This is a genomic window from Sphingobium sp. WTD-1, from assembly GCF_030128825.1.
Lineage (GTDB): Bacteria > Pseudomonadota > Alphaproteobacteria > Sphingomonadales > Sphingomonadaceae > Sphingobium.
Genome location: NZ_CP119127.1, coordinates 4,520,869 through 4,542,368, shown reverse-complemented (window position 1 = coordinate 4,542,368; position 21,500 = coordinate 4,520,869). Strand labels below are relative to the sequence as shown.

The following is a 21,500-nucleotide window of genomic DNA, read 5'->3' as shown; positions in this document are numbered from 1 at the left end:
TGACCAATGGCCTATCTACTTGCGTGGAGAGATGGGGGATAGGCGTTTCCAATCGGCGTCGCTTTGGCTGGCCCCTTGGTAATCGCTTGGACCGCTGCCGCGGCTGATACGGCAGGCTCGGCCTCTCGATTGATCTGCAGGCCAGCGTGATAGCGCTCCAGAAGCAGAGCGACGGCTGGACGCACGACAGGCAGAGGCAGAGTTTCGCGAATTGCGAATGGGATGGAAGGATTGCGGCGCGGATTGAGAGGCACGCGGCCGAGCTTGGTGCCGAACATGGCAGTGAGGGCCAATCCTGGCCGACGAGAATCCACCTGAACGTCTGACTTAGCGATGCCGATCGAGCGCAACTGGGCTTTCGTGCGTAGGTCATCGACAGGAGCGTTGCGGTATACTGCCAAAGACGCGCGTGCGGGTGATGCGGAACTCGTCTTCTCAGCGGCCTCAGTGACCAACTGGAGGATGTCGTCGGCAGTTGGCCTATCTGCAGTCACCACATGGGCAAGAGCGATACCACGGCTGACATCGATGAACGCGGTGAGGACAGCGTGATAGGGGATGTTATCGGGGCCATCGACCGCCACATCGAGTGGCGACATATCTATGGCGTAGTCGGTATTCATGCCGGTGTAGGACGCGATATCGGTCACTTCCATGGGCAGATTGAGTCTCGTGCGGACTGCCCGTTTGCTTGGTGGACTTATTTTACGCTTCTCGCACAAGGCTTCGGCGGCAGACTGGATCGCCCCTGGCCGAGCGCCCGGGCCGGCGTGCGCGATGGCTTCTTCGAGAGCTGCTCTCGTTTCAGCAGGAAGCTGACGGGGGTAGTTGGACAGAACCTGATCGTTCAACTGGAGCGAGTCCTTGTACGCCCGAATGATCTTGAAGAAGTTGCGCTCCTTATACCCCAGCCGAGTGGCGGCAGCGGTAACAGCTGCTGCCACTCGCCGACTGCCCTTCCTTGGGAGCTCTTCGACTTCCAGAGCGCGCCGGTAAGCTTCCGGCCACTGCTGAGGCGTGAAGGTCACCATGTAGTGGGCAATGCGATCTTCCATTTTTCTTCACTCCTGAGTTTCGAGGAGCGAAGCTGAGCGTATTCAGAAAATTCAGGGCGTCACTGAGGCCAGACCATTGAGGTATGTGCTGATGGACGACGCTGCGGCTGTATCAGCCCGATAGATCACCTGTTTTCCCGCACGGCGCGAAGAGACCAGGTGGGCACGCGATAGAATTCCCAGGTGGGAAGATAGCGTGTTTGCAGCGACATTGAGGTGGCGCGCGATTTCTCCCGCCGGCAGGCCTTCAGGCGCCCGGGCGAGGAGGCGGTAGATATCATGCCGAGTCGGTTGCCCCAGCGCAGCCAGGGCCTCGACCATTGCTGATGAGTCCATGGGCCAGACTATCAGCGATCCATCCCAACCGGTCAAACGGTTAGTGACGGACAGATCCGTCAGCCAAACCAACAATGTACCGGCCAATGTCCGTTTCGACGTCCGTTGAAACAGCAAATCGGACATCGTTCAATTCTATGATTCCAGAATCATTGAAATGAATGTACAAGTCTGCAAGTGGAGCAAGCGACTCGCGCAGGCTTCTTTTGAAAAGGATGGTGACAGAAAGGGTTTCGCAATGCTGACGCATGAGATGTACGAACAGAGAATAGCTGCCCGGACCCAGCGCTCAGCGCTGGATTACTTTACCACTTCAGCTCTGTTGGGACGCCCTGATCCGCTAGCCAGCGATAGCCCCGACGATGTGTCATTCGATTTGACCTACAAGATGGTCGATCGCCTCGTGATAGCGGCCGTTGAAACCGGCGCTCGGTTTGAGCGTGACAGCTTGCCGTCCGATCCATTGGCCTGGCTGTATAGCCCGCAGCCTCCGTTTGACGGAGCGCGACCGCTGGAAGCGTGTTTGACCGCGCCGGGGTTGATGAGGTGTATCATGTTCCACTCACTCGATCTGGAACTGGGCATGCCAAGTGATCTGGTCGATCAAATCCTCCGTCGTGACGCGGGCATGACCGGAGAGACGGTGGCCGGAGGGCTCTGGAATACCGGCAGGGACCGGGACAGTGTCGAACATGGTCGGACGCTTTACACCGCGACGATCGTCGATGTGCGGGTGGATCAGATCCACCATGTCTACCATGCGATGATGGCCTGCGATCTCGCCGAGGCGAGAGGATTGCTCAGACTTCGTTATGGAAGACAGTTGGCGGACCAGGCTGAGGTCCGCAGAGGGTACGACGCGAGCAACCCGCTGGCGGTCTCTATGGTGTCGGACGCGATGGGGGCGATCTTGGCGATGGTGGCCAGCAACCCCCAAAGTGCGTTGGCCGAGGGACTGGACCTGCAACTCGAATCCAGGTTCGCGCCGTAGAGAGGCGCGCAGGTCATGATGATCGTCACGATCACAATCTGGCCAGGTGGCGACGAAACAACGGCCTTCGATATCGCTCAGATGAAGATCGAGAACGAGAGTAGGCTGGCGGACGTCAGCGATTACACCGCCCGGATCGTCCAGTGCGAGAACCGCCGGCTAGGGGTGCAGGGGATGGATACCCGGGTGGGAATATCATCGCATCCGCGCCGGGATGGACCTTGGGCATTGCTCAAACGGATACTCGATCGCCTCGATTTGCCGTCCTGAATGGGACGTTCCTAACTCTTCGCTGACGGCGGAAACCGCATACTTCACTACACCCTCTAAAACCGAATTGGCCGAAATCGGCCAATTCTGCCTCTCAGAGGATCACGAAAATGAAGCAAAGGAGCAGTCTTACTGACAACCGATATTCTGTTGGCGACCCCGGCAGGATTCGAACCTGCGACCATTCGCTTAGAAGGCGAATGCTCTATCCAACTGAGCTACGGGGCCGTGCGCGGGAGCGATAGCGGGGCTTGGCGCGCGGCGCAATCTTTCGCAACCGTTGCAATCGTGTGTCGGCGGGATATGCACCGAAGGATGAGCGACGCGGGCATCCGGAAAATCGACGCGACCGTGCTGGGCGCACGGCCGCTGCGCTATTATGATTTCTTCATGGCGGCCTTCGTCGCCATATTACTGCTGTCCAACCTGATCGGTGCGGCCAAGCTGTCGTCGCTGGGCGGCGTAACCTTTGGTGCGGGCATCCTCTTCTTTCCGCTCGGCTATGTGATCGGCGATGTGCTGACAGAGGTCTATGGCTATGCGCGCGCACGGCGCTGCGTTTGGGCGGGCTTTGCCGCGATGCTGTTCATGGCGCTGATGAGCTGGGTGGTGGTGGCCTTGCCGCCGGCCGAGGGCTGGCCCGACCAGAAAGCCTATGAGGCGGTGTTCGGAAGCACCTGGCGAATCGTCTTCGCCTCGCTTTGCGCCTTCTGGGCGGGGGAACTGGCCAACAGCTTCGTGCTGGCCAAGATGAAGGTCCTGACACAAGGGCGGCATTTGTGGATGCGCACCATCGGATCGACGGTGGTGGGGCAGGGTGTGGACAGCCTGCTCTTCTACCCGCTCGCTTTCTATGGCGACTGGACCACGACGCAGGTGCTGACCGTGATGGTCACCAACTGGGCGATGAAGGTCGGCTGGGAAGCGGTGCTGACGCCGGTCACCTATGTGGTGGTGAACGGTCTCAAGCGTCGCGAAGGGCTCGACGTCTATGACGAGGGCACCGACTTCACCCCGTTCCGCGCCCGGCTCCAATAGGCGGTGGTCAGCAAATTACGTAATCTAAAGAGAGTCTTTACCTTGTTGGGTGCAGGAGGAGGCGACAAAGTCAGGAAAGAATAGTCGCCCATCGTGCCCATCGCTTCCGCCCCGTCCATCGTCCCTGATCGCGATACCGTGATGACCCCGGATGCGATCTGCCGGATCGACCGTCTGACCCATGTCGCGCGCGCGCTGAGCCAGGAGGCGCAGGCGATCCAGGCCAATCTGGCCAATGCGGAGCGCCGGTTCCAGGCGACCTTCCTGCATGCGCCGGTCGGCATAGCCCATGTCGCGCTCGACGGCACCTTCCTCACCGTCAATCCCCGCTTCGAGGAGATTACCGGCTATTCTGCCGCGATGCTGATGCGGCTGGGGTTCCAGCAGATCACCCATCCCGATGATCTGGATGCCGATGTCGCGCTGCTCGGCCGGCTGCATCAGGGGGAGTTGCAGCGCTATACGCTGGAGAAGCGCTATATTCGCGCGGACGGTTCGCTGATCTGGATCAACCTCACCGTGGCGCTGGTGCGTGACGAGCGGGATGCGCCCGAATTCTATGTCGCGGTGGTCGAGGATCTGTCGGAGATGCGGCAGGCGCATTTCGATGCGGTCCATGATCCGCTGACCGGCCTGCTCAACCGCCGTGGCTTCGTGGTGCGGGCGCGGGCCTTGTTGCGGCAGGCAGCCGAGGCGCATCGCGCCGTCAGCCTGATCTATCTCGATCTCGACGGGTTCAAGCAATTGAACGACAGTCGCGGGCATAGCGCCGGCGATCGTTGCCTGGTCGATGTGGCGCGGCTGATCGAGGATATGGTCGCCACTCGCCATGTCGTGGCGCGGATGGGCGGCGACGGATTTGTGCTGCTGGTCGACGAGGAAGGCGCGGATCTGGGCGAGGCGCTGCGCGTCGGACTGATGACGCTGGGCGGCGCGCATGGCGGTGTCAGCGGCAGCTTTGGCCTGGTCACGCTGATCCCCGACGATGACACCGAACTGGACAGCATCGTGGCGCGCGCGGACGAGGTGATGCTGGCGGCTAAGCGTGCCGGCAAGAATCAGCTGGTGACCACCGCGCTGCTATAATCGGCGCGCACGAAATAGAGGCCGTCGGGCGGCGCGTTGAGCGCCAGCCGGGCCCGGTCGCGCGCCTCCAGCGCATCGCGCAGATCCTCCGCGCTCCAGCGGCCCATGCCGACCATCGCGAGGCAGCCGACCATCGAGCGGACCTGATGATGGAGGAAGGATCGCGCCTCCGCCCGGATGGCAATGCGATCGCCCTGTCGCTCCACGTCCAGCATCGCCAGTGACTTCAGCGGACTGGCCGCCTGGCAATGGACCGAGCGGAAGGTGGTGAAATCATGCTGGCCGACGAGAATCTGCGCCGCGTCGTGCATCGCATCGGCGTCGAGTGGCTGGATCACCCGCCAGGCGAGACCCGATTCCAGGGTCAGCGGTGCACGGCGGTTGGCGATGCGATAGATATAGGCGCGGCCCAGGCAGGAGAAACGGGCATGCCAGTCCGGCGCGACCTCCTCACAGGCGAGGATCGCAACCGGATGGGGCCGCAGCTTGGCATTGATCGCCTCCATCAGGCGAAAGGGTGTCAGCGGCTTTTCGACATCGGCATGGGCCCGCATGGCCAGGCCATGGACGCCGGCATCGGTGCGGCCGGCGGCGTGCAGGATCGCGCGCTCGCCAGTGACGGCATGGATCGCATCCTCGATCGCCTGCTGGACGCTGGGGCCATGGGCCTGACGCTGCCAGCCCATGAACGGGCGGCCGTCAAATTCGACGGTGAAGGCGAAACGGGCCATCGGCTCAGGCGTCGACCCGGCTGCCGGTGGGCATGTCGAAGCCGCGCAGCAATTCGCCCGCCGACATCGCCGCCTTGCCCGCGCGCTGGATCAGCGTCGGACGGATGGCGCCATGGCCGCAGCCGATCAACAGGCTGTGGTCGAGCAGCTCGCCCGCCGGCCCGGCATGATCCTCGACCGTGGCGGCGAGGATGCGGAAGCGTTCGCCGCCATATTCGAAGAAGGCGCCGGGAAAGGGATTGAAGGCGCGGACCTGGCGTTCGACCTGATGCGCGTCGCGGCTGAAATCGATCCGTGCCTCCGCCTTGTCGATCTTGGCGGCATAGGTGACGCCCTCTTCGGGCTGGACCACCGGCGGATGGCCGGCAAGATCATCGAGCACATCGATCATCAGATCGGCGCCGGCCTGCGCCAGTTCGGCCGTCAACTCGCCCGCCGTCTTGTCCTCGACCGGGGTGACATGCTTGGCGCGCATGGGACCGGTGTCGAGTCCGGCCTCCATGTCCATGATGGTGACGCCGGTGACATTGTCGCCGGACAGGATCGCGCGCTGCACCGGCGCGGCGCCGCGCCAGCGCGGCAGCAGCGAGCCATGGATGTTGAGGCAGCCATGGCGCGGCATCGCCAGGATCGCGCGCGGAAGGATCAGCCCATAGGCGGCGACCACCGCAACATCGGCGTCGAGCGCGGCGAATTCCGCCTGCACCGCCTCGTCCTTCAGCGAGACGGGCGTGCGCACCTCGATCCCCAGTTGCTCGGCACGGGCCTGGACCGGGGAGGGGCGCAGCGCCTTGCCACGGCCGGCCGGGCGGGGCGGCTGGCTATAGACGGCGACGATGTCATGCCCGGCCTTCACCAGTGCATCGAGCGCTGGAACGGCGAAATCGGGGGTGCCCATGTAAATGATACGCATAGTTTTTCCGCTTCCCGCACCAGCCCGCTCCCCCACCCGGCCACCCTCAAGATACTGCCGTTGGGTGGCCGGATGGGGGCGGGCTGGCACCGCATTTGAAATCTGCCTGGGGCCTATTTCCAAGATCGCTCTCAAACCTCTTGTCGGGACGACTTGCAAGCCCTTATCTCGGTTCCATGGCATCCCCAGAAATCGAGACGCTGACCCAGGCGCTGTCGCGACTGCCCGGCCTTGGCCCCCGCTCGGCACGCCGCGCGGTGCTGCATCTGCTCAAGAAGCGCGAGGGCGCGCTGGAGCCGCTGCTGCGCGCGCTGGCGGCGGTCAATGATCGGCTGGTCACCTGCCAGACCTGCGGCAATGTCGACACAGTCGATCCCTGCGGCATCTGTGCCGATCCGCGCCGCGATGCGCGGGCGCTGTGCGTGGTGGAGGATGTCGCGGACCTGTGGGCGCTCGACAAGTCGCGCCTCTTCCCCGGCCGCTTTCATGTGCTGGGCGGGCGCCTGTCCGCGCTGGAAGGCGTGCGGCCGGAGGATCTGAGCATCGATGCGTTGGTGACGCGGGTCGAGGCCGGTGGCATCGACGAGGTGGTGCTGGCGATGAACGCTACGCTGGAGGGGCAGACCACCGCCCATTATCTGGCCGAACGGCTGGAGCGCTTCCCGATCCGCCTGACCCAATTGGCCCATGGCGTGCCGGTAGGCGGCGAACTCGACTATCTGGACGAGGGCACGCTGGCTCAGGCACTGCGCGCGCGGCGACCGCTGGGATAGGCGAAAGGCGCGATGCGGACGGCGTTCGCGACGCGACAGTCAGGCGACATTAGAAGGAAGCGCGCGCATTGAATGGCGAACAGGTCGTCCGGCTGTGCGCGCTGGACCGCGCGGCGAGAAAGAGGACAGAGCGGCTCTGGTCCAATGGCCGAAGGCCAGACGGAAGAGCGCGCATCTCGATAATGGAATATCCTCCACCTGCGTCGCCGGTTGCCCTCTCCCAGTCGGGTGGAAAGCGCGTTCTGACTTTCCACCGGCGCGTCGCCTTCGGGCCGTTTCCAGCCCGCTAGCCGTGCCTTCATCCGCCCATTTTGGCCTGCCCCCTAGCCAAGCCGTCATATGCGCGGCACTAAGGCGACCCCGGCGGGCGGGCGACCGTTCGCGCGGGGCCAGAACAGGGAGCATTTCGTGAACCGACGCCAATTCCTCACCACCAGCGGCGCCACGGCGCTGGCCGCATCCGCCCCGCGCGCCTTTGCGCAGCCGGGATCGCAGGACGCCCGCCTGCGCGCCATGCTGGACGGCTTCTTCTATGAGCGGCTGGACGACAGCCCGGAACAGGCGACCCGCCTTGGCCTCGACACCGGCGCCCGCGCGGCGCTGCGCGGCAAGCTCAGCGACACCAGCGCCGCCGGCGCGGCGCGCGACCTGGCCCGGACCAAGACGCAGGCCAAGCAACTGGCGGGCCTGGACCGTGCGGCGCTCAGCCCGGCCAGCCAGCTCGACTATGATGTCGTCGCCTATCAGCTCGACCGCGCGGTCGGTGGCGAACGTTTCGCCTATGGCGAGACGGCGGGCCGCTATGCGCCCTATATCCTCAGCCAGCTCACCGGCTCCTATCGCGAGACGCCCGATTTCCTCGACAGCCAGCACCGGGTGAAGGACGCGGCCGATGCCGACGCCTATCTGGCGCGGCTCGAAGCCTTCCCCGTCAGCATGGATGGCGAGCTGGAGCGGCAGAAGGCGGACGCGGCCAAGGGCGTGTTCGCGCCCGACTATATCCTCGACACCACCATGAAGATGCAGGCGGCGCTGCGCGACCAGCCCGCCGCCCAGACCGTGCTGGTGGCAAGCTTCGCCAAGAAGCTGGCCGCCGCCGGCCTGTCGCCGGAACGCGGGGCGCAGGCGGAAAAGATCGTCGCGGAAAAGGTCTTCCCCGCCGTCGATCGCCAGCGCGCGCTGGTGCAGCAGTTGCGCGCCAAGGCGGTGCATGACGCCGGCTGCTGGCGCCTGCCTGACGGCGAGGCCTTCTACGCGGCCGCCGCCGAGGCCGCGACCACGACCCGGCTGACCGGCGACGAAATCCACCAGATGGGCCTGGACCAGGTCGCCAGCATCTCGTCGCGGATCGACGCGATCCTGAAGGGCGAAGGGATGAGCCAGGGCACAGTCGGCGACCGCCTGGTCGCACTCAACAAGCGCCCCGACCAGCTCTATCCCAATACCGATCCGGGCCGCGAGGCGCTGCTGGCGCAGCTCAACAGCCAGATCAAGGCGATGCAGGCGCGGCTGGGCGAGGCGTTCAACACCGTGCCCAAGGCGCCGGTCGAGGTGCGCCGCGTGCCGGTGACGATCCAGGCGGGCGCGCCGGGCGGCTATTATCAGAATGCCTCGCTCGACGGGTCGCGGCCGGCCATCTATTTCATCAACCTGCGCGACACGTTCGACCGGCCGAAATTCGGCCTTGCCACGCTGACCCATCATGAGGCGGTGCCGGGCCATCATCTGCAGGTGACGGTGGCGCTGGAATCGGATTCGATCCCGATGATCCGCCGTCGCGGTTTCTACAGCGGCTATTCCGAGGGCTGGGCGCTCTATTCCGAACAGCTGGCCGACGAGATGGGCATGTACAAGGGCGATCCGCTGGGCCAGGTCGGCTATCTCCAGTCGCTGCTGTTCCGCGCCACCCGGCTGGTGGTCGACAGCGGCATGCACGCCAAGCGCTGGAGCCGCGAGAAGGCGACCGATTACCTCATCGCGACCACCGGCATCGCGCGCGGCCGCAGCCAGGGCGAGATCGACCGCTACACCGTCTGGCCGGGCCAGGCATGCAGCTACAAGATCGGCCACACCGTGTGGAACGACCTGCGCGAGCAAGTGAAGGCGGCGCAGGGGGACAAGTTCGATCTCAAACAGTTCCACGAAGTGCTGACGCTGGGCGCGATGCCGCTCGACATCTTGAAGCAGGCGGTGCGCCAGCGGGCCGGGATCGCTTAAACGCCTCCCCTTTGGGGCAGACAAAAAAACGGCCCGGTGGTGCGCCACCGGGCCGTCGAGGGTCCTTCCACCCAAATCGCGAAGGGAGTGTCGACGTCCCCGCGAACTGGCTGTCTTCACGGCCCCGGCCGCGAAACTCTAATCTTCCACGCTTGTTACGCTTGCGGAACCCATCTTCCCGACGAGCATCGGGATATCGCCGGGAAGATGGGGCGCCAGCAGTCAAGTCCAACTCGTCATTCCCGCGAAAGCGGGAACCCATCTCCCAACGCCGGTTCCTTATGTGAGGTCGGGAGATGGATCCCCGCTTCCGCGGGGATGACAGGGATGGGGCTTAGGCCGCGAACTGATTCATCGTGTTATGGGCGCCGCCGGCCTTGAGCGCGGCTTCACCGGCGAAATATTCCTTATGGTCGTCGCCAATGTCGGAGCCGGCCATGTTCTGGTGCTTCACGCAGGCGATGCCCTGGCGGATTTCCTGCCGCTGCACACCCTTGACGTAGCCCAGCATGCCGGCCTCACCGAAATATTCCTTCGCGAGATTGTCGGTGCTGAGCGCCGCGGTGTGATAGGTCGGCAGGGTGATGAGGTGGTGGAAGATGCCCGCCTCGCGCGCCGCATCCTTCTGGAAGGTGCGGATGCGTTCGTCCGCCTCGATGCCGAGGTCGGTGGCGTCATAATCCGCGCTCATCAGCCTGGCCCGGTCATAGGCGCTGACATCCTTGCCGGCTTCGACCCAGGCGTCGAACACCTGCTGACGGAAGTTCAGCGTCCAGTTGAAGCTGGGCGAGTTGTTATAGACCAGCTTGGCATTAGGGATCACCTCGCGAATGCGGCTGACCATGCCACCGATCTGGCCGATATGCGGCTTTTCGGTTTCGATCCACAGCAGGTCGGCGCCGTTCTGGAGCGCGGTGATGCAGTCGAGAACGCAGCGATCCTCGCCGGTGCCGGCGCGGAACTGATAGAGGTTCGACGGCAGGCGCTTGGGCTTCATCAACTGCCCGTCGCGGCTGATGAGGACGTCGCCATGGCCGATCGCGGTTGCATCGACGGCGTCGCAGTCGAGGAAGCCATTATACAGGTCGCCGATGTCGCCCGCTTCACGGGTGAAGGCGATCTGCTTGGTGAGGCCCGCGCCCAGCGAGTCGGTGCGCGCGACGATCACGCCGTCGTCGACGCCCAGTTCCAGGAAGGCGTAACGGACCGCCCGGATCTTCGCGAGGAAGTCCTCATGCGGGACCGTGACCTTGCCGTCCTGATGACCGCACTGCTTTTCGTCCGAGACCTGATTCTCGATCTGGATGCAGCAGGCGCCGGCCTCGATGAACTTCTTGGCGAGCAGATAGGTCGCCTCGGCATTGCCGAAGCCGGCGTCGATGTCGGCAACGATCGGGACGATATGGGTTTCATAATTGTCGATCTGCTGCTGGAGCTTCGCCGCCTTGACCTCGTCGCCTTCCGCGCGGGCCTTGTCGAGATCGCGGAACAGGCCGCCCAGCTCGCGGGCGTCGGCCTGGCGCAGGAAGGTGTAGAGTTCCTCGATCAGCGCGGGGACGCTGGTCTTTTCATGCATCGACTGGTCGGGCAGCGGGCCGAACTCGCTGCGCAGCGCCGCGACCATCCAGCCCGAGAGGTAGAGGTAGCGGCCCTTGGTGGTGCCGAAATGCTTCTTGATGCTGATCATCTTCTGCTGGCCGATGAAGCCGTGCCAGCAGCCCAGCGACTGGGTGTAGTTGGCCGGATCGGCATCATAGGCGGCCATGTCGGCGCGCATGATCTTCGCGGTGTAGCGGGCAATGTCGAGGCCGCTCTGGAACCGGTTCTGCAGGCGCATCCGGGCGACGGATTCGGGCGCGATGCCGTCCCAATGGCCCTGGCCGCCGATCAGCGTGTCGGCCTTGGCGATTTCACTTTGATAGGTCATGTCGTCATTCCCTCGGGGTGAGCTGCAAGAAAGAATGACAGCGAAGTAGACACAGGAAACGAGGTGCGGCACCCCTGCCAAAGTCCAGTTGTCGATCTTTACAAAATTCTGCTGTAAAGTTGTAAAGAGCGTACAGGAGTCGATGTCATGGCCAAGGATCGTCCCGTCTATATGGGGCCGCGATTGCGGCGGCTGCGGCGCGAGCTGGGCCTGACCCAGGCGGACATGGCCAATGATCTGGAGATCAGCGCCTCCTATGTCGCGCTGCTGGAACGCAACCAGCGGCCGCTGACCGCCGACATGCTGCTGCGCCTCGCCCGCACCTACAAGCTGGACATGGCCGAGGTAGCGGGCGACGGCGGCGCGGAACAGACGGCGCGACTGCAGGCGGTGCTGAAAGACCCGATGTTCGCCGATATCGACCTGCCGCAACTGGCGACCGGCGATGTCGCGGTCAATTATCCCGGCATTACCGAGGCGCTGCTGCGGCTCTACACCAGCTATCGCGAGGAGCATCTGGCGCTGGCGGACCGGGGGGCGGACGCGGAGCCGCAGGAGGATGGCGCCGATCCGGTGGCGGAGGCGCGGCGCTTCATCGCCGCGCGGCGCAACAGCTTTCCGCTGCTCGACGATGCGGCCGAGAAGCTGGCGGCGGAAGCGGAGGCAGAGGGTGGCTTGTCGGGCTGGCTCAAGGCGCGGCACAATTTGCGGGTGCGGCGATTGCCGTCGGACGTGATGGCGGGATCGATGCGGCGGCTCGACCGGCATCGCGACGCGGTGCTGCTGGACGATGCGCTGGACGGCGCCAGCTCGGCCTTCCAGCTGGCGCTTCAGATCGCCTATCTGGAGATGCGCAAGGGCTTCGATACGCTGCTCAAGGACGGGCAGTTCGCCAGCGAGAGCGGGCGGCGGCTGACCCGGCGGGCGCTGGCCGGCTATGGCGCGGCGGCGATCCTGATGCCCTATACCGCCTTCGCCAAGGCGGTGGAGGCCAGGCGCTATGATGTCGAGGCGCTGGCCCGGCAATTCGGCGTCAGCTTCGAGCAGGCGGCGCATCGCCTCACCACCTTGCAGAAGCCGGGGCAGGAGCGCGTCCCCTTCTTCTTCCTGCGGGTCGACCAGGCCGGCAATGTCTCCAAACGGCTGGACGGCGCCGGCTTTCCCTTTGCCCGTCATGGCGGCTCCTGCCCGCTCTGGTCGGTGCATCGCGTGTTCGAAACGCCGCGCGACGTGGTGACGCAATGGCTGGAGCTGCCCGACGGCCAGCGTTTCTTCTCGATCGCGCGCACCGTGACGGCCGGCGGCGGCAGTTGGGGCGCGGCCAAGGTGGAGCGGGCGATCGCGCTGTGCTGCGCGGCAGACCATGCCCATCGGCTGGTCTATTGCCAGGATGCGCCGGCCCCCGCGCCGACGCCGATCGGCGTTACCTGTCGCCTGTGCCACCGCAGCCAGTGCATGGCTCGGTCCGCCCCGCCGATCGGCCGCGACATGCTGCCCGACGATTATCGGCGGACACGGGCGCCGTTCGGCTTTGCCGATGGTTAGGGAGTGGCGCGCCAGCCCGGCTCCGTTCGTTTCGAGTTTGTCGAGAAACGGAGAAAAGCGGGACATGAAGGTGGGTGCTTACCGCTTCTCGACAGGCTCGAAGCGAACGGATGGGGCATAGGCCGTGATGGATGAGGAAATGCCGCCGATGGGGCAGCCACCCGGCCTCTCGAAGCGATCGCTGGCGATTGCCGGGCTGTCGACCATCGTCGAATGGTATGACTTCACCCTCTATCTCTATCTCGCCACCTTGTTGTCGCGCATCTTCTATGGCGGCGGCGCGGCGGGCGTGGGCCATGTGCTGGCGGGCTTTGCGGTCGCCTATCTGATGCGGCCGCTGGGCGCGATCGTCTTTGGCCATATCGGCGACCGCCATGGCCGGCGGCCGACCATGTTGCTGTCGATGGCGCTGATGAGCGCGGCGATGCTGGCGACCGCGCTGTTGCCAACCCAGGCACAGGTCGGGGCGATGGCGGGCTGGCTGCTGCTGGCGCTGCGCTGTGTCATGGCCTTCTCGGTCGGGGGCGAATATACCGGCGTCGTTGCCTATCTGCTGGAAGGCGCGCCACCCGGCCGGCGCGGCGTCATCACATCCCTGGCGTCGGCGGCAAGCGAGGTCGGCGGGCTGCTGGCGGTGGCGCTGTCCGCCCTGACCGTGGCGCTGCTGGACGAGGCGACGCTGGCCGACTGGGGCTGGCGCATTCCCTTTCTGGTCGGCGCGGGTCTCGCCGCCCTCATCCTGTTGGCCCGGTCGCGTATCGAGGAATCGCCCGATTTCCTGGCGCAGCGCGCCCGTGGCAGCATCCCGGCCCAGCCCCTGCGCCTCAGCCTGCGCGCCTATCGGCCAGCTATCGGCCGCGGCTTTGCCATTTCGGCGCTGGGGTCGATCACCTATTATGTCGGCATCGTCCATGTGCCGAGCTTCCTGATCGGCACCGGCCGCATGGGCGAGGCCGATGCGCTGATGCTCTCGACGCTGGCAGCACTGGTGGTGATATTGGTGACGCCGCTGGTCGGCGCCTTGTCCGACCGGATCGGGCGGCGGCCGGTGCTGGTCGCGCTGGCGCTGGCCGGCGTCACGCTGCCGGCCCTGCTCTTTGCCCTGATGGCCCAGGGAAGCGCATTGGGCGGCGCGCTGGTCGGCGCGATCCTGCTGGCGGCGCTGGGCGGAGCGGTGAGCGCGGTCGGCGCCGTGACCACGGCCGAGCAATTTCCCGGCGAAGGGCGGCTGAGTGGCCTCGCCTTTGGCGCCACCAGCGCGACCGCCCTGTTCGGCGGCCTCACCCCCTATCTGTCGCATCAGGTGACGCAGGCCAGCGGATGGGCGTCGGCGCCCGGATGGCTGATCGCAATCGTGGCGCTGGGCGTGCTGCCGGTCCTGTGCCGCCTGCCGGAAAGCGCGCCGCGCCTGATGAGCTAGTCGCGCGGCACCGCGACATCGACCGCGCCGGGGGCGATCTTTACCGTGACGGGGGTCTTTGCCAACACTTCGCCGTCGATCGATATCTTTTGCGGCGGGTGGCAGGCGAGCTTGAACTGGCGGCCGTGAAATTCCTCCGTATGAGCGTTGCGGTCGCGCAGCTTCACGAATTTGGCATACCAGTCCCAGGCGAGGCGCGGCTTGGAGCGGCCGACGACGGCCTGGATCACGATCTCGCCGGTATCGACGGCGGCATGATCCGACAGTTCGACCCCGCCATGATAGGGGCCGTTGAGGATGCGCACCTCGGTCGACCACAGGCGCCGTTCCTTCACGCCATCGTCGATCGTCAGGCGGAAGGCGCGGAAGCCGACCGAGCATTTGACCGCCCAGAGCAGGTAGCCGATGCGGCCGAGATAGCGTTTGAGCTTGTGGGGCACGGTCTGGCCGATCATCGGCGACAGGCCCAATGAGGCGGCATTCACGAAATAGTCGCGATCGATCATGCCGAGGTCGACGCGGCGGCGCTGGCCGGTGGCGATGGCGCGGACCGCGCCGTCGAGGTCGAGCGGCAGGCCCAGCGTGCGGGCGAAGCTGTTGGCGGTGCCGAGCGGCAGCACGCCGAACACGCAATGCTTGCCGACCAGTTCGTCGACCGTGCCCGACATCGATCCGTCGCCGCCGCCGACGATGACCATTGGCGCACCGCTCTCCACCGCCTGGCGAACGGTGGCGGCCATCTGTTCGGGGTCGTCGACCGCATGGGCGGCGATCAGTTCGACGCCGGCGGCTTCGAGCTTTTCCTTGGCCTGATTGAAATTGTCCTGGCCGCGTCGGCTATGGGCGTTGACGACGAGGATCGCCTGCCGTGGGAGCGTTTTCGTTTCCATGCCGCAATAACACCGTGCGGCGATTTCGGGTCCATCGGAAACGAATAGCGATGCATTCGTTGGGGAGGCATGGCCCGTATCGCCCATCTGTCCGACATTCATTTCGGCGCGCATGATCCGCGCATCGTCGACGCCGCCACCGCCTGGCTGGAGGAACGCCGGCCGGACCTGGTCGTCATCAGCGGCGACCTGACCCAGCGTGCGCGGGTGGAGCAGTTCAGGGCGGCGGCGGCCTGGCTCAATCGTCTGCGCGCGGCGGGGCTGAAGATATTGGTGATCCCCGGCAATCATGACGTGCCGCTGTTCGACGTGGTGCGCCGCTTCGCCCGGCCGCTGGCGCGCTACAAACGCTATATCAGCCGCGATCTCTGTCCCTTCTACGAGGATGGAGAGGTCGCGATACTGGGGCTCAACACCGCGCGCTCGCTGACGATCAAGGACGGGCGGATCAACCATGACCAGATGGACCGGCTCCGCGAGAGTTTCGCGCAGGTCGCGGCGGACAAGACCCGCATCCTGGTGACCCATCATCCGTTGTTCGCCATGCCGATCGGCCGCGGCGGGGAGTTGAGTGAGGCGGTGGGGCGGCATGAGGATGCCGTGCAGGCGGCGTGCGAGGCGGGGGTGCATGTCGCATTGGCCGGCCATTTCCACCGCACCTATGCGGAGGCCGCGCAGAAGATGGTGGCGCATAGCGGCGGGGCGCTGGTGATCCAGGCGGGGACGGCGACATCGACCCGGCTGCGCAATGCCGAGCCGCAGAGCTTCAACTGGCTGCATGTGCGGCGCAGCAATGCGATCGAACTGCAAGTGATCGTGTGGGACGGCGACGCCTTCCGCAGGGCGAGCCATGTTGATTATATGCGGGAAGGCGAGGCATGGGCGGGACGGGATGTGATCGATCCGCCGACGGTCGGCAGCGTGGCTGTGCTACAGGGGGCAGGCTGAGACAGAGCCTTCCATCGGTCGCAATTCTCCCTGTAAAACAATGATTCATGTTGCATCGGCGTGGCGATTGACCAAAGGCGATGGGCTTGCGGACCCAGGGAGTGTCAGTTGGTCGGATCATTGTCCCATCGGATTGTGGTGCTGTGCGGCATATTGTGCGTGGTGATGGTGCTGCTCGCCGGGCTGCTGCTCGACGGGTCGGCGCAGATGCGCAGCAGCCTGAGCTGGGTGACCCATTCCTCGCAGGTGCTTAAGACCGCGAACCGGACGCTAGGCCATCTGCAGCAGGCCGAGTCGGGGCAGCGCGGCTATGTGCTGACCCGCAATCCCGAATTTGGCGAAACCGTCGCCGCCGAAATCGCCGCCGCCAAGCATGATGCGGCGGCGCTGGTGAACCTGACCGCCGACAATTCCGCGCAGAATGAACGGGCGCAGCAGGTCCGCGCGCTGGTGACGGAACGGGCCGCGAGCCTGGAGAAGTCGGCCGCGCTGACCCGTGCCGGCGATTTTGACGGGGCGCAGGCATCGACCGCGACCGGCCGTGGCCGCTATCTGATGCTGATGGTCGAGGCGCGGGTCGGCGATCTGCTGGCCGAGGAGCGTTCGCTGTCGGTCGATCGCATGGGCGCGGTGGAACGGCGGCTCAACTATATTCGCTGGCTGGTGCTGCTGGGCACGCCGCTGACGGTGGCGATCATCGTCATCATGGGCGTCGCGCTGATCCGTGGCATCCGCCGTCCGGTCGATGCGATGATGACGGTGATGGGCAAGCTGGGCGCGGGCGATCGCAGCGCGCGCATCGATGTCGAGATGCGGTCGAGCGAGTTCGAGCGGCTGGCCGGCGGCTATAATGAAATGGCGCGCGAGTTGGAGGCGGCAGTCGCCGACCAGGTGGACAGCGCGGGGCGGCTGAAAATCGCCAACCAGGAACTGAGCGCCAATGCGCAGGTGCTGCGCGAGCGGGGCGAAGTGATCGAATTGCTGGGCGGAATGGCCCACCGGATGCAGGCGGCCCGCACCGATGAAGAATTGGCCGCGATCATCCGGGTGTTCGTGCCGCGCGTGCTACCCGATATTCCCGGCGCGCTCTATGCCCATAATAATTCGCGCAACCTGCTGGTGCCAATCGCAGCATGGGGCGGGCTGGAGGTCGAGCAGGCGGGCTTTGCGCCCGACCAGTGCTGGGCGCTGCGGCGCGGGCAGAGCCATTATGTGACCGAGCAGGGATCGGACATCGTCTGTGCCCATGTCGGTGCCGAGGCGGACCATTATCATTGCGAGCCGCTGCTGGCCGGCGGTGAGGTGATCGGCGTGCTCTATCTGCGCGGCGTGGTGGGGGCCGAGAACCGGTTCGGCCTGACCGTGCTGACCGAGAATATCGCGTCGGCCCTGGTCAACCATCGCCTGCAACGCGGCCTGCGCGAACAGACGATCCGCGATCCGCTGACCAGCCTGTTCAATCGTCGCTACATGGAAGAGACGCTGGCGCTGGAGATTGCGCGGGCGACGCGCACCGGCAGTCCGCTGAGCCTGGTGATGTGCGACGTCGACCATTTCAAGCGCTTCAACGACGAGTTCGGCCATGAGGCGGGCGACGCGGTGTTGCAGGCGGTCGCGACGGAAATGCGCAGCCGCTTCCGCGACGGTGATGTCGTCTGTCGCTTTGGCGGCGAGGAGTTCACCATCATCGCGCCCGGCACATCGGCGGCGGTGCTGGCCAACCGGGTAGAGATCGTCCGCCAGGCAATCAGCGAGTTGATGGTGAGCCAGGGCGGTCGCACGCTGGGTTCGACGACCATGTCCTTCGGCGTCGCTACCTGGGAAGAGACGATGGAGCGGGATGGCTCGACGCTGATCAAGGCGGCCGATGCCGCCCTCTATCGCGCCAAGCGCGAGGGGCGGAACCGGGTAGTGTTGGACGCGCGGGCGGAAGCGCTGTCGGCCTGAAGGGCCTCAGTCCTTGCCCTTGAGCGCTGCGGCCAGCGAGACGGTGGCGCTGCCGCGGCGGGCGGGGGCGGCCTGGCTGGCGTCGGGCTTCCAGCCGGACAGATAGATGAGCGCCATCTGTTCGGCGGTGCGGCCGTCGGGATCGGCGGCGTTGGCGAAATGGGTGGCGGCGCGTATCAGCACGTCGCGCGACAGGGCCGGCGGGCGGGTGGCGAGCGCATTACCCGCGCCCATGCCGCGCAGATCGTGCATCAGCCGGACGATGTCGCCATAGCGGATATTGAGCGTCTCCCCATCGGCGACCGGCATGGCGAAGCCGGCGCGGCTCAGGAGGTCACCGGCCGAACGGACATCGACCTGGGGATGGACATGCTGGCCGGGGCGGTCGCCCTCGGCCGCGAGCAAGGCGGATTTGAGGCGGGACAGGCTGCCGGCACCGGCAAAGGCGGCGAGCATCAGCCCGTCGGGCCGCAGCACGCGGCGCATCAGGATCAGTGCGCCGGGCAGATCATTGACGCTGTCGAGCGTGCCGCAGGCGATGACCAGATCGAAACTATTGTCGGCGAAGGGCAGGGCATCCTCGTCCGCCTGCACGCCGCCGGCTCGCTGCGCGGCAAGGAAGCCGGGATCGGCGCAGGCGACGCGCTTGCCCATGGCTTCGAGTGCGGCCTTCGCGTTGCCGTCCGGGCAGCCGACAAGCAGCACTTCGGGCAGGTCGCGCTGCACATCGGCGAGCCGTTCGAGCAGTTCGTCCAGCATCGCGCGGTGGAGAAAATCATGATCGGCAAAGGCGCCGAGCATCCGGTCGCGGTGACGGGCGCGCAGGGCGCGGTCGAAAATATCGGCGCGGGTTTCGGGGGCAGTCATGGCGGGCCTTGTGCATCGGGGACGAAGCGGGGACAAGGCAGATGATGTCGCTGGTCCCGCTTCTCAAGACCGTGATGCGTCCGGTCATGGATTATGCCCTTCCGCCACGCTGTCCCGGCTGCGGCGCGATCGTCGGCGCGGACCATGGTTTCTGCCTCGACTGCTGGAGCGGGATGCAATTCCTGGGGCCGCCCTGCTGCGCGCGCTGCGGCCTGCCGTTCGAGCATGAGATGGGCGAGGGCGCGGCCTGTGGCGCCTGCCTGGCCCAGCCGCCGCCGTTCGACAGCGCGCGGGCGGTGCTGGCCTATGGCGATGTCGCGCGGACGGTGGCGCTGCGCCTCAAATATGGGCGGCGGATCGGCCTGGCCCGGCTGGTGGCGGGGCAGATGCTGCGCCATGTGCCGGCGGATAGCGAGGGCGCGCTGATCGTGCCGGTGCCGCTGCATCGCTGGCGGCTGTGGGGGCGGGGCTTCAACCAGTCGGCGCTGATCGCCGATCATCTGGGGCGGCTGACGGGGCTGGCGGTGGACAAGCATGGCCTGCGCCGGGTGAAGCGGACGCAGCCGCTGCGGGGGATGAATCCGAAACAGCGGGAAAAGGCGGTGCGCGGCGCCTTTGCACTGGGGCCGGATCATGGGCTGTCGGGACGGGTGATTTTGCTGGTCGACGATGTCCATACCAGCGGGGCGACGGCGGCGGCCTGCGCAAAGCTGCTGAAGGCTGGTGGCGTGCGCGAGGTGCATCTGCTGTGCTGGGCGCGGGCGCTGCCCAGAACCGGGCCGAAAACGGGCGGCGATTGACAAAGTGCGCATTCCCCCCAATTTCGGGGCAAAGGAGTTTTACCAAGATAATGGCAAAGGTCGAAATCTATACCAAGGACTGGTGTGGCTATTGTGCGCGGGCCAAGGCACTGCTGGAGGGCAAGGGTGTTGCCTTCGAGGAATATGACATCTCGCTGGGCGGTCCCAAGCGCGAGGAAATGCTGGAGCGGGCGCCGGGACGCACCACCGTGCCGCAGATCTTCATCGACGGTCAGCATATCGGCGGCAGCGACGATCTCGCCGCGCTGAACCGCGAGGGCAAGCTCGACCCGCTGCTGGGCCTGTAAGCCCGATGCGCGCCGCGATTCTTCAGATGACGACCGGGATCGACCCGGCCGCCAATGCCGCCGCGATTGAGGAGGCGGCGGTGCGCGCCAAAGGGGAGGGGGCGGACATGCTCTTCACTCCGGAAATGGCGGGCTATCTGGACCGCGATCGCAAGCGCGCGGCGGCAACGCTGCGCGACGAGGCGGACGATATCGTGCTGGCGGCGGTGCGCGAGGCGGCGGCGCGCGAGGGGCTTTGGATCCATATCGGGTCGCTACCGCTCAAGGATGCGCGCAGCGACGGGCGCTGGGCCAATCGCAGCTTCATGATCGACGATCAGGGCGAAATACGGGCGCGCTACGACAAGATCCATCTGTTCGATGTCGACCTGGCATCGGGCGAAAGCTGGCGCGAATCCTCGGTCTATGGGCCGGGCGAGAGCGTAGTGGCGGTCGATACGCCCTGGGCGCGGATGGGCTTTTCCATCTGCTACGACATGCGCTTTCCCGATCTCTATCGGGCGCTCACCAATGCGGGCGCAACCGTGCTGCTGGCGCCGGCAGCCTTCACCGTGCCCACGGGGCAGGCGCACTGGCACATCCTGCTGCGCGCCCGCGCGATCGAGGCAGGCTGTTTCCTGATCGCCGCCGCGCAGGCGGGCGAGCATCAGGACGGGCGTACCACCTATGGCCATAGTTTGGTGGTCGATCCATGGGGCGATGTGCTGCTGGACATGGGCGAGGGGGCGGGGCTGGCCCTTGCCGATCTTGACCTTGGCCGCGTAGAGGCGGTGCGCGGGCGGGTGCCCGCCATCGCCAATCGGCGCGTGATACCGCAGGATGTTGAGATCAGGTGATCGTTTTCGACCTTAAGTGCGAGGGGCAGGGCCACGTCTTCGAGGCGTGGTTCGGCTCCAGCGCCGATTATACGGACCAGAAGGCGCGGGGGCTGCTGGCCTGTCCGCTATGCGGCGACACGCGCATCGGCAAGGCGCTGATGGCGCCGGCAGTGGCGGCCAAGGGCAACCAGCGCCGCGAGATCGTGCCGTCGCAGCCGGCGGCCGAAGCGGAGACGGCGCCGGTGGCGTCCGGCCCCGACGAGGCGAAGATGCGCGCGCTGGTCGAGGCGCTGGCGGACGCACAGAAGAAGGTGCTGGAAGGTTCCACTTGGGTCGGGCGCGGCTTTGCCGAGCAGGCGCGGGCCATGCATTATGGCGAGCAGGACAAGGGCAGCATTCATGGCGAGGTCGCCCCGGCCGAGGCCAAGGCGCTGGCCGAGGAAGGCATCAATGTCGCGCAACTGCCCTTTCCGGTGATTCCGCCCGAAGCGAAGAATTGACCGCGCGCGCCGCGCATAATAGAGCCGGCGCTGCGTGCACCCGTAGCTCAGCAGGATAGAGCATCAGATTCCTAATCTGAGGGCCATGGGTTCGAATCCCGTCGGGTGCACCATTTTCCC

At 65.7% G+C, this 21,500-nt stretch carries 21 protein-coding genes and 2 tRNA genes; 15 read left to right on the top strand and 8 right to left on the bottom strand.

Going from position 1 to position 21,500, the window contains the following annotated elements; genetic code table 11:
- Nucleotides 1-11: 11 nt before the first annotated feature.
- On the bottom strand, nucleotides 12-1,055 hold the full coding sequence (locus N6H05_RS22570; RefSeq protein ID WP_037479978.1) for a hypothetical protein: 1,044 nt from the start codon (nucleotides 1,053-1,055) through the stop codon (nucleotides 12-14).
- 51 nt (nucleotides 1,056-1,106) lie between these two features.
- Nucleotides 1,107-1,517 carry an ArsR/SmtB family transcription factor gene (locus tag N6H05_RS22565; RefSeq protein WP_076605607.1) on the bottom strand — a complete coding sequence of 137 codons (411 nt, stop codon included), beginning with the start codon at nucleotides 1,515-1,517 and terminating at the stop codon, nucleotides 1,107-1,109.
- Between the two features lie 112 nt (nucleotides 1,518-1,629).
- Between N6H05_RS22565 and N6H05_RS22560 the strand changes: the two genes are divergently transcribed.
- A complete protein-coding gene (locus N6H05_RS22560) occupies nucleotides 1,630-2,382 on the top strand; it encodes a hypothetical protein (RefSeq protein WP_037480621.1) in 753 nt (250 codons plus the stop codon).
- Between the two features lie 15 nt (nucleotides 2,383-2,397).
- A complete protein-coding gene (locus N6H05_RS22555; RefSeq protein ID WP_004210842.1) occupies nucleotides 2,398-2,652 on the top strand; it encodes a hypothetical protein in 255 nt (84 codons plus the stop codon).
- A 151-nt stretch (nucleotides 2,653-2,803) separates the two neighbouring features.
- Here the strand turns inward: N6H05_RS22555 and N6H05_RS22550 are convergent.
- Nucleotides 2,804-2,880, bottom strand: a tRNA-Arg gene (locus N6H05_RS22550).
- Between the two features lie 87 nt (nucleotides 2,881-2,967).
- On the opposite strand from N6H05_RS22550, the gene N6H05_RS22545 reads away from it, so the two are divergent.
- Together N6H05_RS22545 and N6H05_RS22540 are read left to right on the top strand one after the other, a co-directional pair.
- Nucleotides 2,968-3,690 (top strand): queuosine precursor transporter, encoded by a 723-nt coding sequence (locus N6H05_RS22545; protein WP_284111775.1) that lies wholly within the window; start codon nucleotides 2,968-2,970, stop codon nucleotides 3,688-3,690.
- Nucleotides 3,691-3,783: 93 nt separating this feature from the next.
- Nucleotides 3,784-4,776 (top strand): GGDEF domain-containing protein, encoded by a 993-nt coding sequence (locus N6H05_RS22540; protein ID WP_284111774.1) that lies wholly within the window; start codon nucleotides 3,784-3,786, stop codon nucleotides 4,774-4,776.
- On the opposite strand, the gene truA is transcribed toward N6H05_RS22540, so the two are convergent.
- Nucleotides 4,749-5,507, bottom strand: a complete 759-nt coding sequence (gene truA, locus N6H05_RS22535; protein WP_284111773.1) for a tRNA pseudouridine(38-40) synthase TruA — start codon at nucleotides 5,505-5,507, stop codon at nucleotides 4,749-4,751. The two genes, N6H05_RS22540 and truA, sit on opposite strands and share 28 nt — an antisense overlap.
- Before the next feature lie 4 nt (nucleotides 5,508-5,511).
- A complete protein-coding gene (fmt, locus tag N6H05_RS22530; protein WP_284111772.1) occupies nucleotides 5,512-6,420 on the bottom strand; it encodes a methionyl-tRNA formyltransferase in 909 nt (302 codons plus the stop codon).
- Nucleotides 6,421-6,596: 176 nt separating this feature from the next.
- Here fmt and recR point away from each other — a divergent pair, with 176 nt between their 5' ends.
- Both recR and N6H05_RS22520 read left to right on the top strand, forming a co-directional pair.
- Nucleotides 6,597-7,193: a recombination mediator RecR gene (recR, locus tag N6H05_RS22525; protein ID WP_284111771.1), complete on the top strand. Its 597-nt coding sequence runs from the start codon at nucleotides 6,597-6,599 to the stop codon at nucleotides 7,191-7,193.
- Nucleotides 7,194-7,601: 408 nt separating this feature from the next.
- Nucleotides 7,602-9,410 (top strand): DUF885 domain-containing protein, encoded by a 1,809-nt coding sequence (locus tag N6H05_RS22520; RefSeq protein ID WP_284111770.1) that lies wholly within the window; start codon nucleotides 7,602-7,604, stop codon nucleotides 9,408-9,410.
- A 334-nt stretch (nucleotides 9,411-9,744) separates the two neighbouring features.
- Here N6H05_RS22520 and N6H05_RS22515 read toward each other — a convergent pair whose 3' ends face one another.
- Nucleotides 9,745-11,337 (bottom strand): isocitrate lyase, encoded by a 1,593-nt coding sequence (locus tag N6H05_RS22515; RefSeq protein ID WP_284111769.1) that lies wholly within the window; start codon nucleotides 11,335-11,337, stop codon nucleotides 9,745-9,747.
- Between the two features lie 147 nt (nucleotides 11,338-11,484).
- Here N6H05_RS22515 and N6H05_RS22510 point away from each other — a divergent pair, with 147 nt between their 5' ends.
- Both N6H05_RS22510 and N6H05_RS22505 read left to right on the top strand, forming a co-directional pair.
- A complete protein-coding gene (locus N6H05_RS22510) occupies nucleotides 11,485-12,882 on the top strand; it encodes a helix-turn-helix domain-containing protein (protein WP_284111768.1) in 1,398 nt (465 codons plus the stop codon).
- Nucleotides 12,883-13,030: 148 nt separating this feature from the next.
- Nucleotides 13,031-14,302, top strand: a complete 1,272-nt coding sequence (locus tag N6H05_RS22505; protein WP_284114301.1) for an MFS transporter — start codon at nucleotides 13,031-13,033, stop codon at nucleotides 14,300-14,302.
- On the opposite strand, the gene N6H05_RS22500 is transcribed toward N6H05_RS22505, so the two are convergent.
- Nucleotides 14,299-15,192: a diacylglycerol/lipid kinase family protein gene (locus tag N6H05_RS22500; protein WP_284111767.1), complete on the bottom strand. Its 894-nt coding sequence runs from the start codon at nucleotides 15,190-15,192 to the stop codon at nucleotides 14,299-14,301. The genes N6H05_RS22505 and N6H05_RS22500 overlap by 4 nt on opposite strands.
- A gap of 69 nt (nucleotides 15,193-15,261) precedes the next feature.
- Between N6H05_RS22500 and N6H05_RS22495 the strand changes: the two genes are divergently transcribed.
- Entirely contained in the window at nucleotides 15,262-16,140 is an 879-nt protein-coding gene (locus N6H05_RS22495; protein WP_284111766.1) for a metallophosphoesterase family protein, read from the top strand.
- Nucleotides 16,141-16,305: 165 nt separating this feature from the next.
- A complete protein-coding gene (locus tag N6H05_RS22490; RefSeq protein WP_284114300.1) occupies nucleotides 16,306-18,087 on the top strand; it encodes a diguanylate cyclase in 1,782 nt (593 codons plus the stop codon).
- 6 nt (nucleotides 18,088-18,093) lie between these two features.
- Here N6H05_RS22490 and N6H05_RS22485 read toward each other — a convergent pair whose 3' ends face one another.
- Entirely contained in the window at nucleotides 18,094-18,954 is an 861-nt protein-coding gene (locus N6H05_RS22485) for a class I SAM-dependent methyltransferase (RefSeq protein WP_284111765.1), read from the bottom strand.
- Nucleotides 18,955-18,995: 41 nt separating this feature from the next.
- Between N6H05_RS22485 and N6H05_RS22480 the strand changes: the two genes are divergently transcribed.
- The 5 genes from N6H05_RS22480 to N6H05_RS22460 all read left to right on the top strand — a co-directional run bounded on the left by N6H05_RS22480 (nucleotide 18,996) and on the right by N6H05_RS22460 (nucleotide 21,493).
- Nucleotides 18,996-19,754, top strand: a complete 759-nt coding sequence (locus N6H05_RS22480) for a ComF family protein (protein ID WP_284111764.1) — start codon at nucleotides 18,996-18,998, stop codon at nucleotides 19,752-19,754.
- A gap of 50 nt (nucleotides 19,755-19,804) precedes the next feature.
- Nucleotides 19,805-20,062 carry a glutaredoxin 3 gene (gene grxC / locus N6H05_RS22475; protein WP_010335902.1) on the top strand — a complete coding sequence of 86 codons (258 nt, stop codon included), beginning with the start codon at nucleotides 19,805-19,807 and terminating at the stop codon, nucleotides 20,060-20,062.
- A 5-nt stretch (nucleotides 20,063-20,067) separates the two neighbouring features.
- Nucleotides 20,068-20,898 carry a carbon-nitrogen hydrolase family protein gene (locus N6H05_RS22470; RefSeq protein ID WP_284111762.1) on the top strand — a complete coding sequence of 277 codons (831 nt, stop codon included), beginning with the start codon at nucleotides 20,068-20,070 and terminating at the stop codon, nucleotides 20,896-20,898.
- On the top strand, nucleotides 20,895-21,380 hold the full coding sequence (locus N6H05_RS22465) for a DUF1178 family protein (protein ID WP_284111761.1): 486 nt from the start codon (nucleotides 20,895-20,897) through the stop codon (nucleotides 21,378-21,380). Before N6H05_RS22470 ends, N6H05_RS22465 begins: the two co-directional genes overlap by 4 nt.
- Nucleotides 21,381-21,416: 36 nt before the next feature.
- Nucleotides 21,417-21,493 (top strand) — tRNA-Arg (locus N6H05_RS22460).
- Nucleotides 21,494-21,500 lie beyond the last annotated feature (7 nt).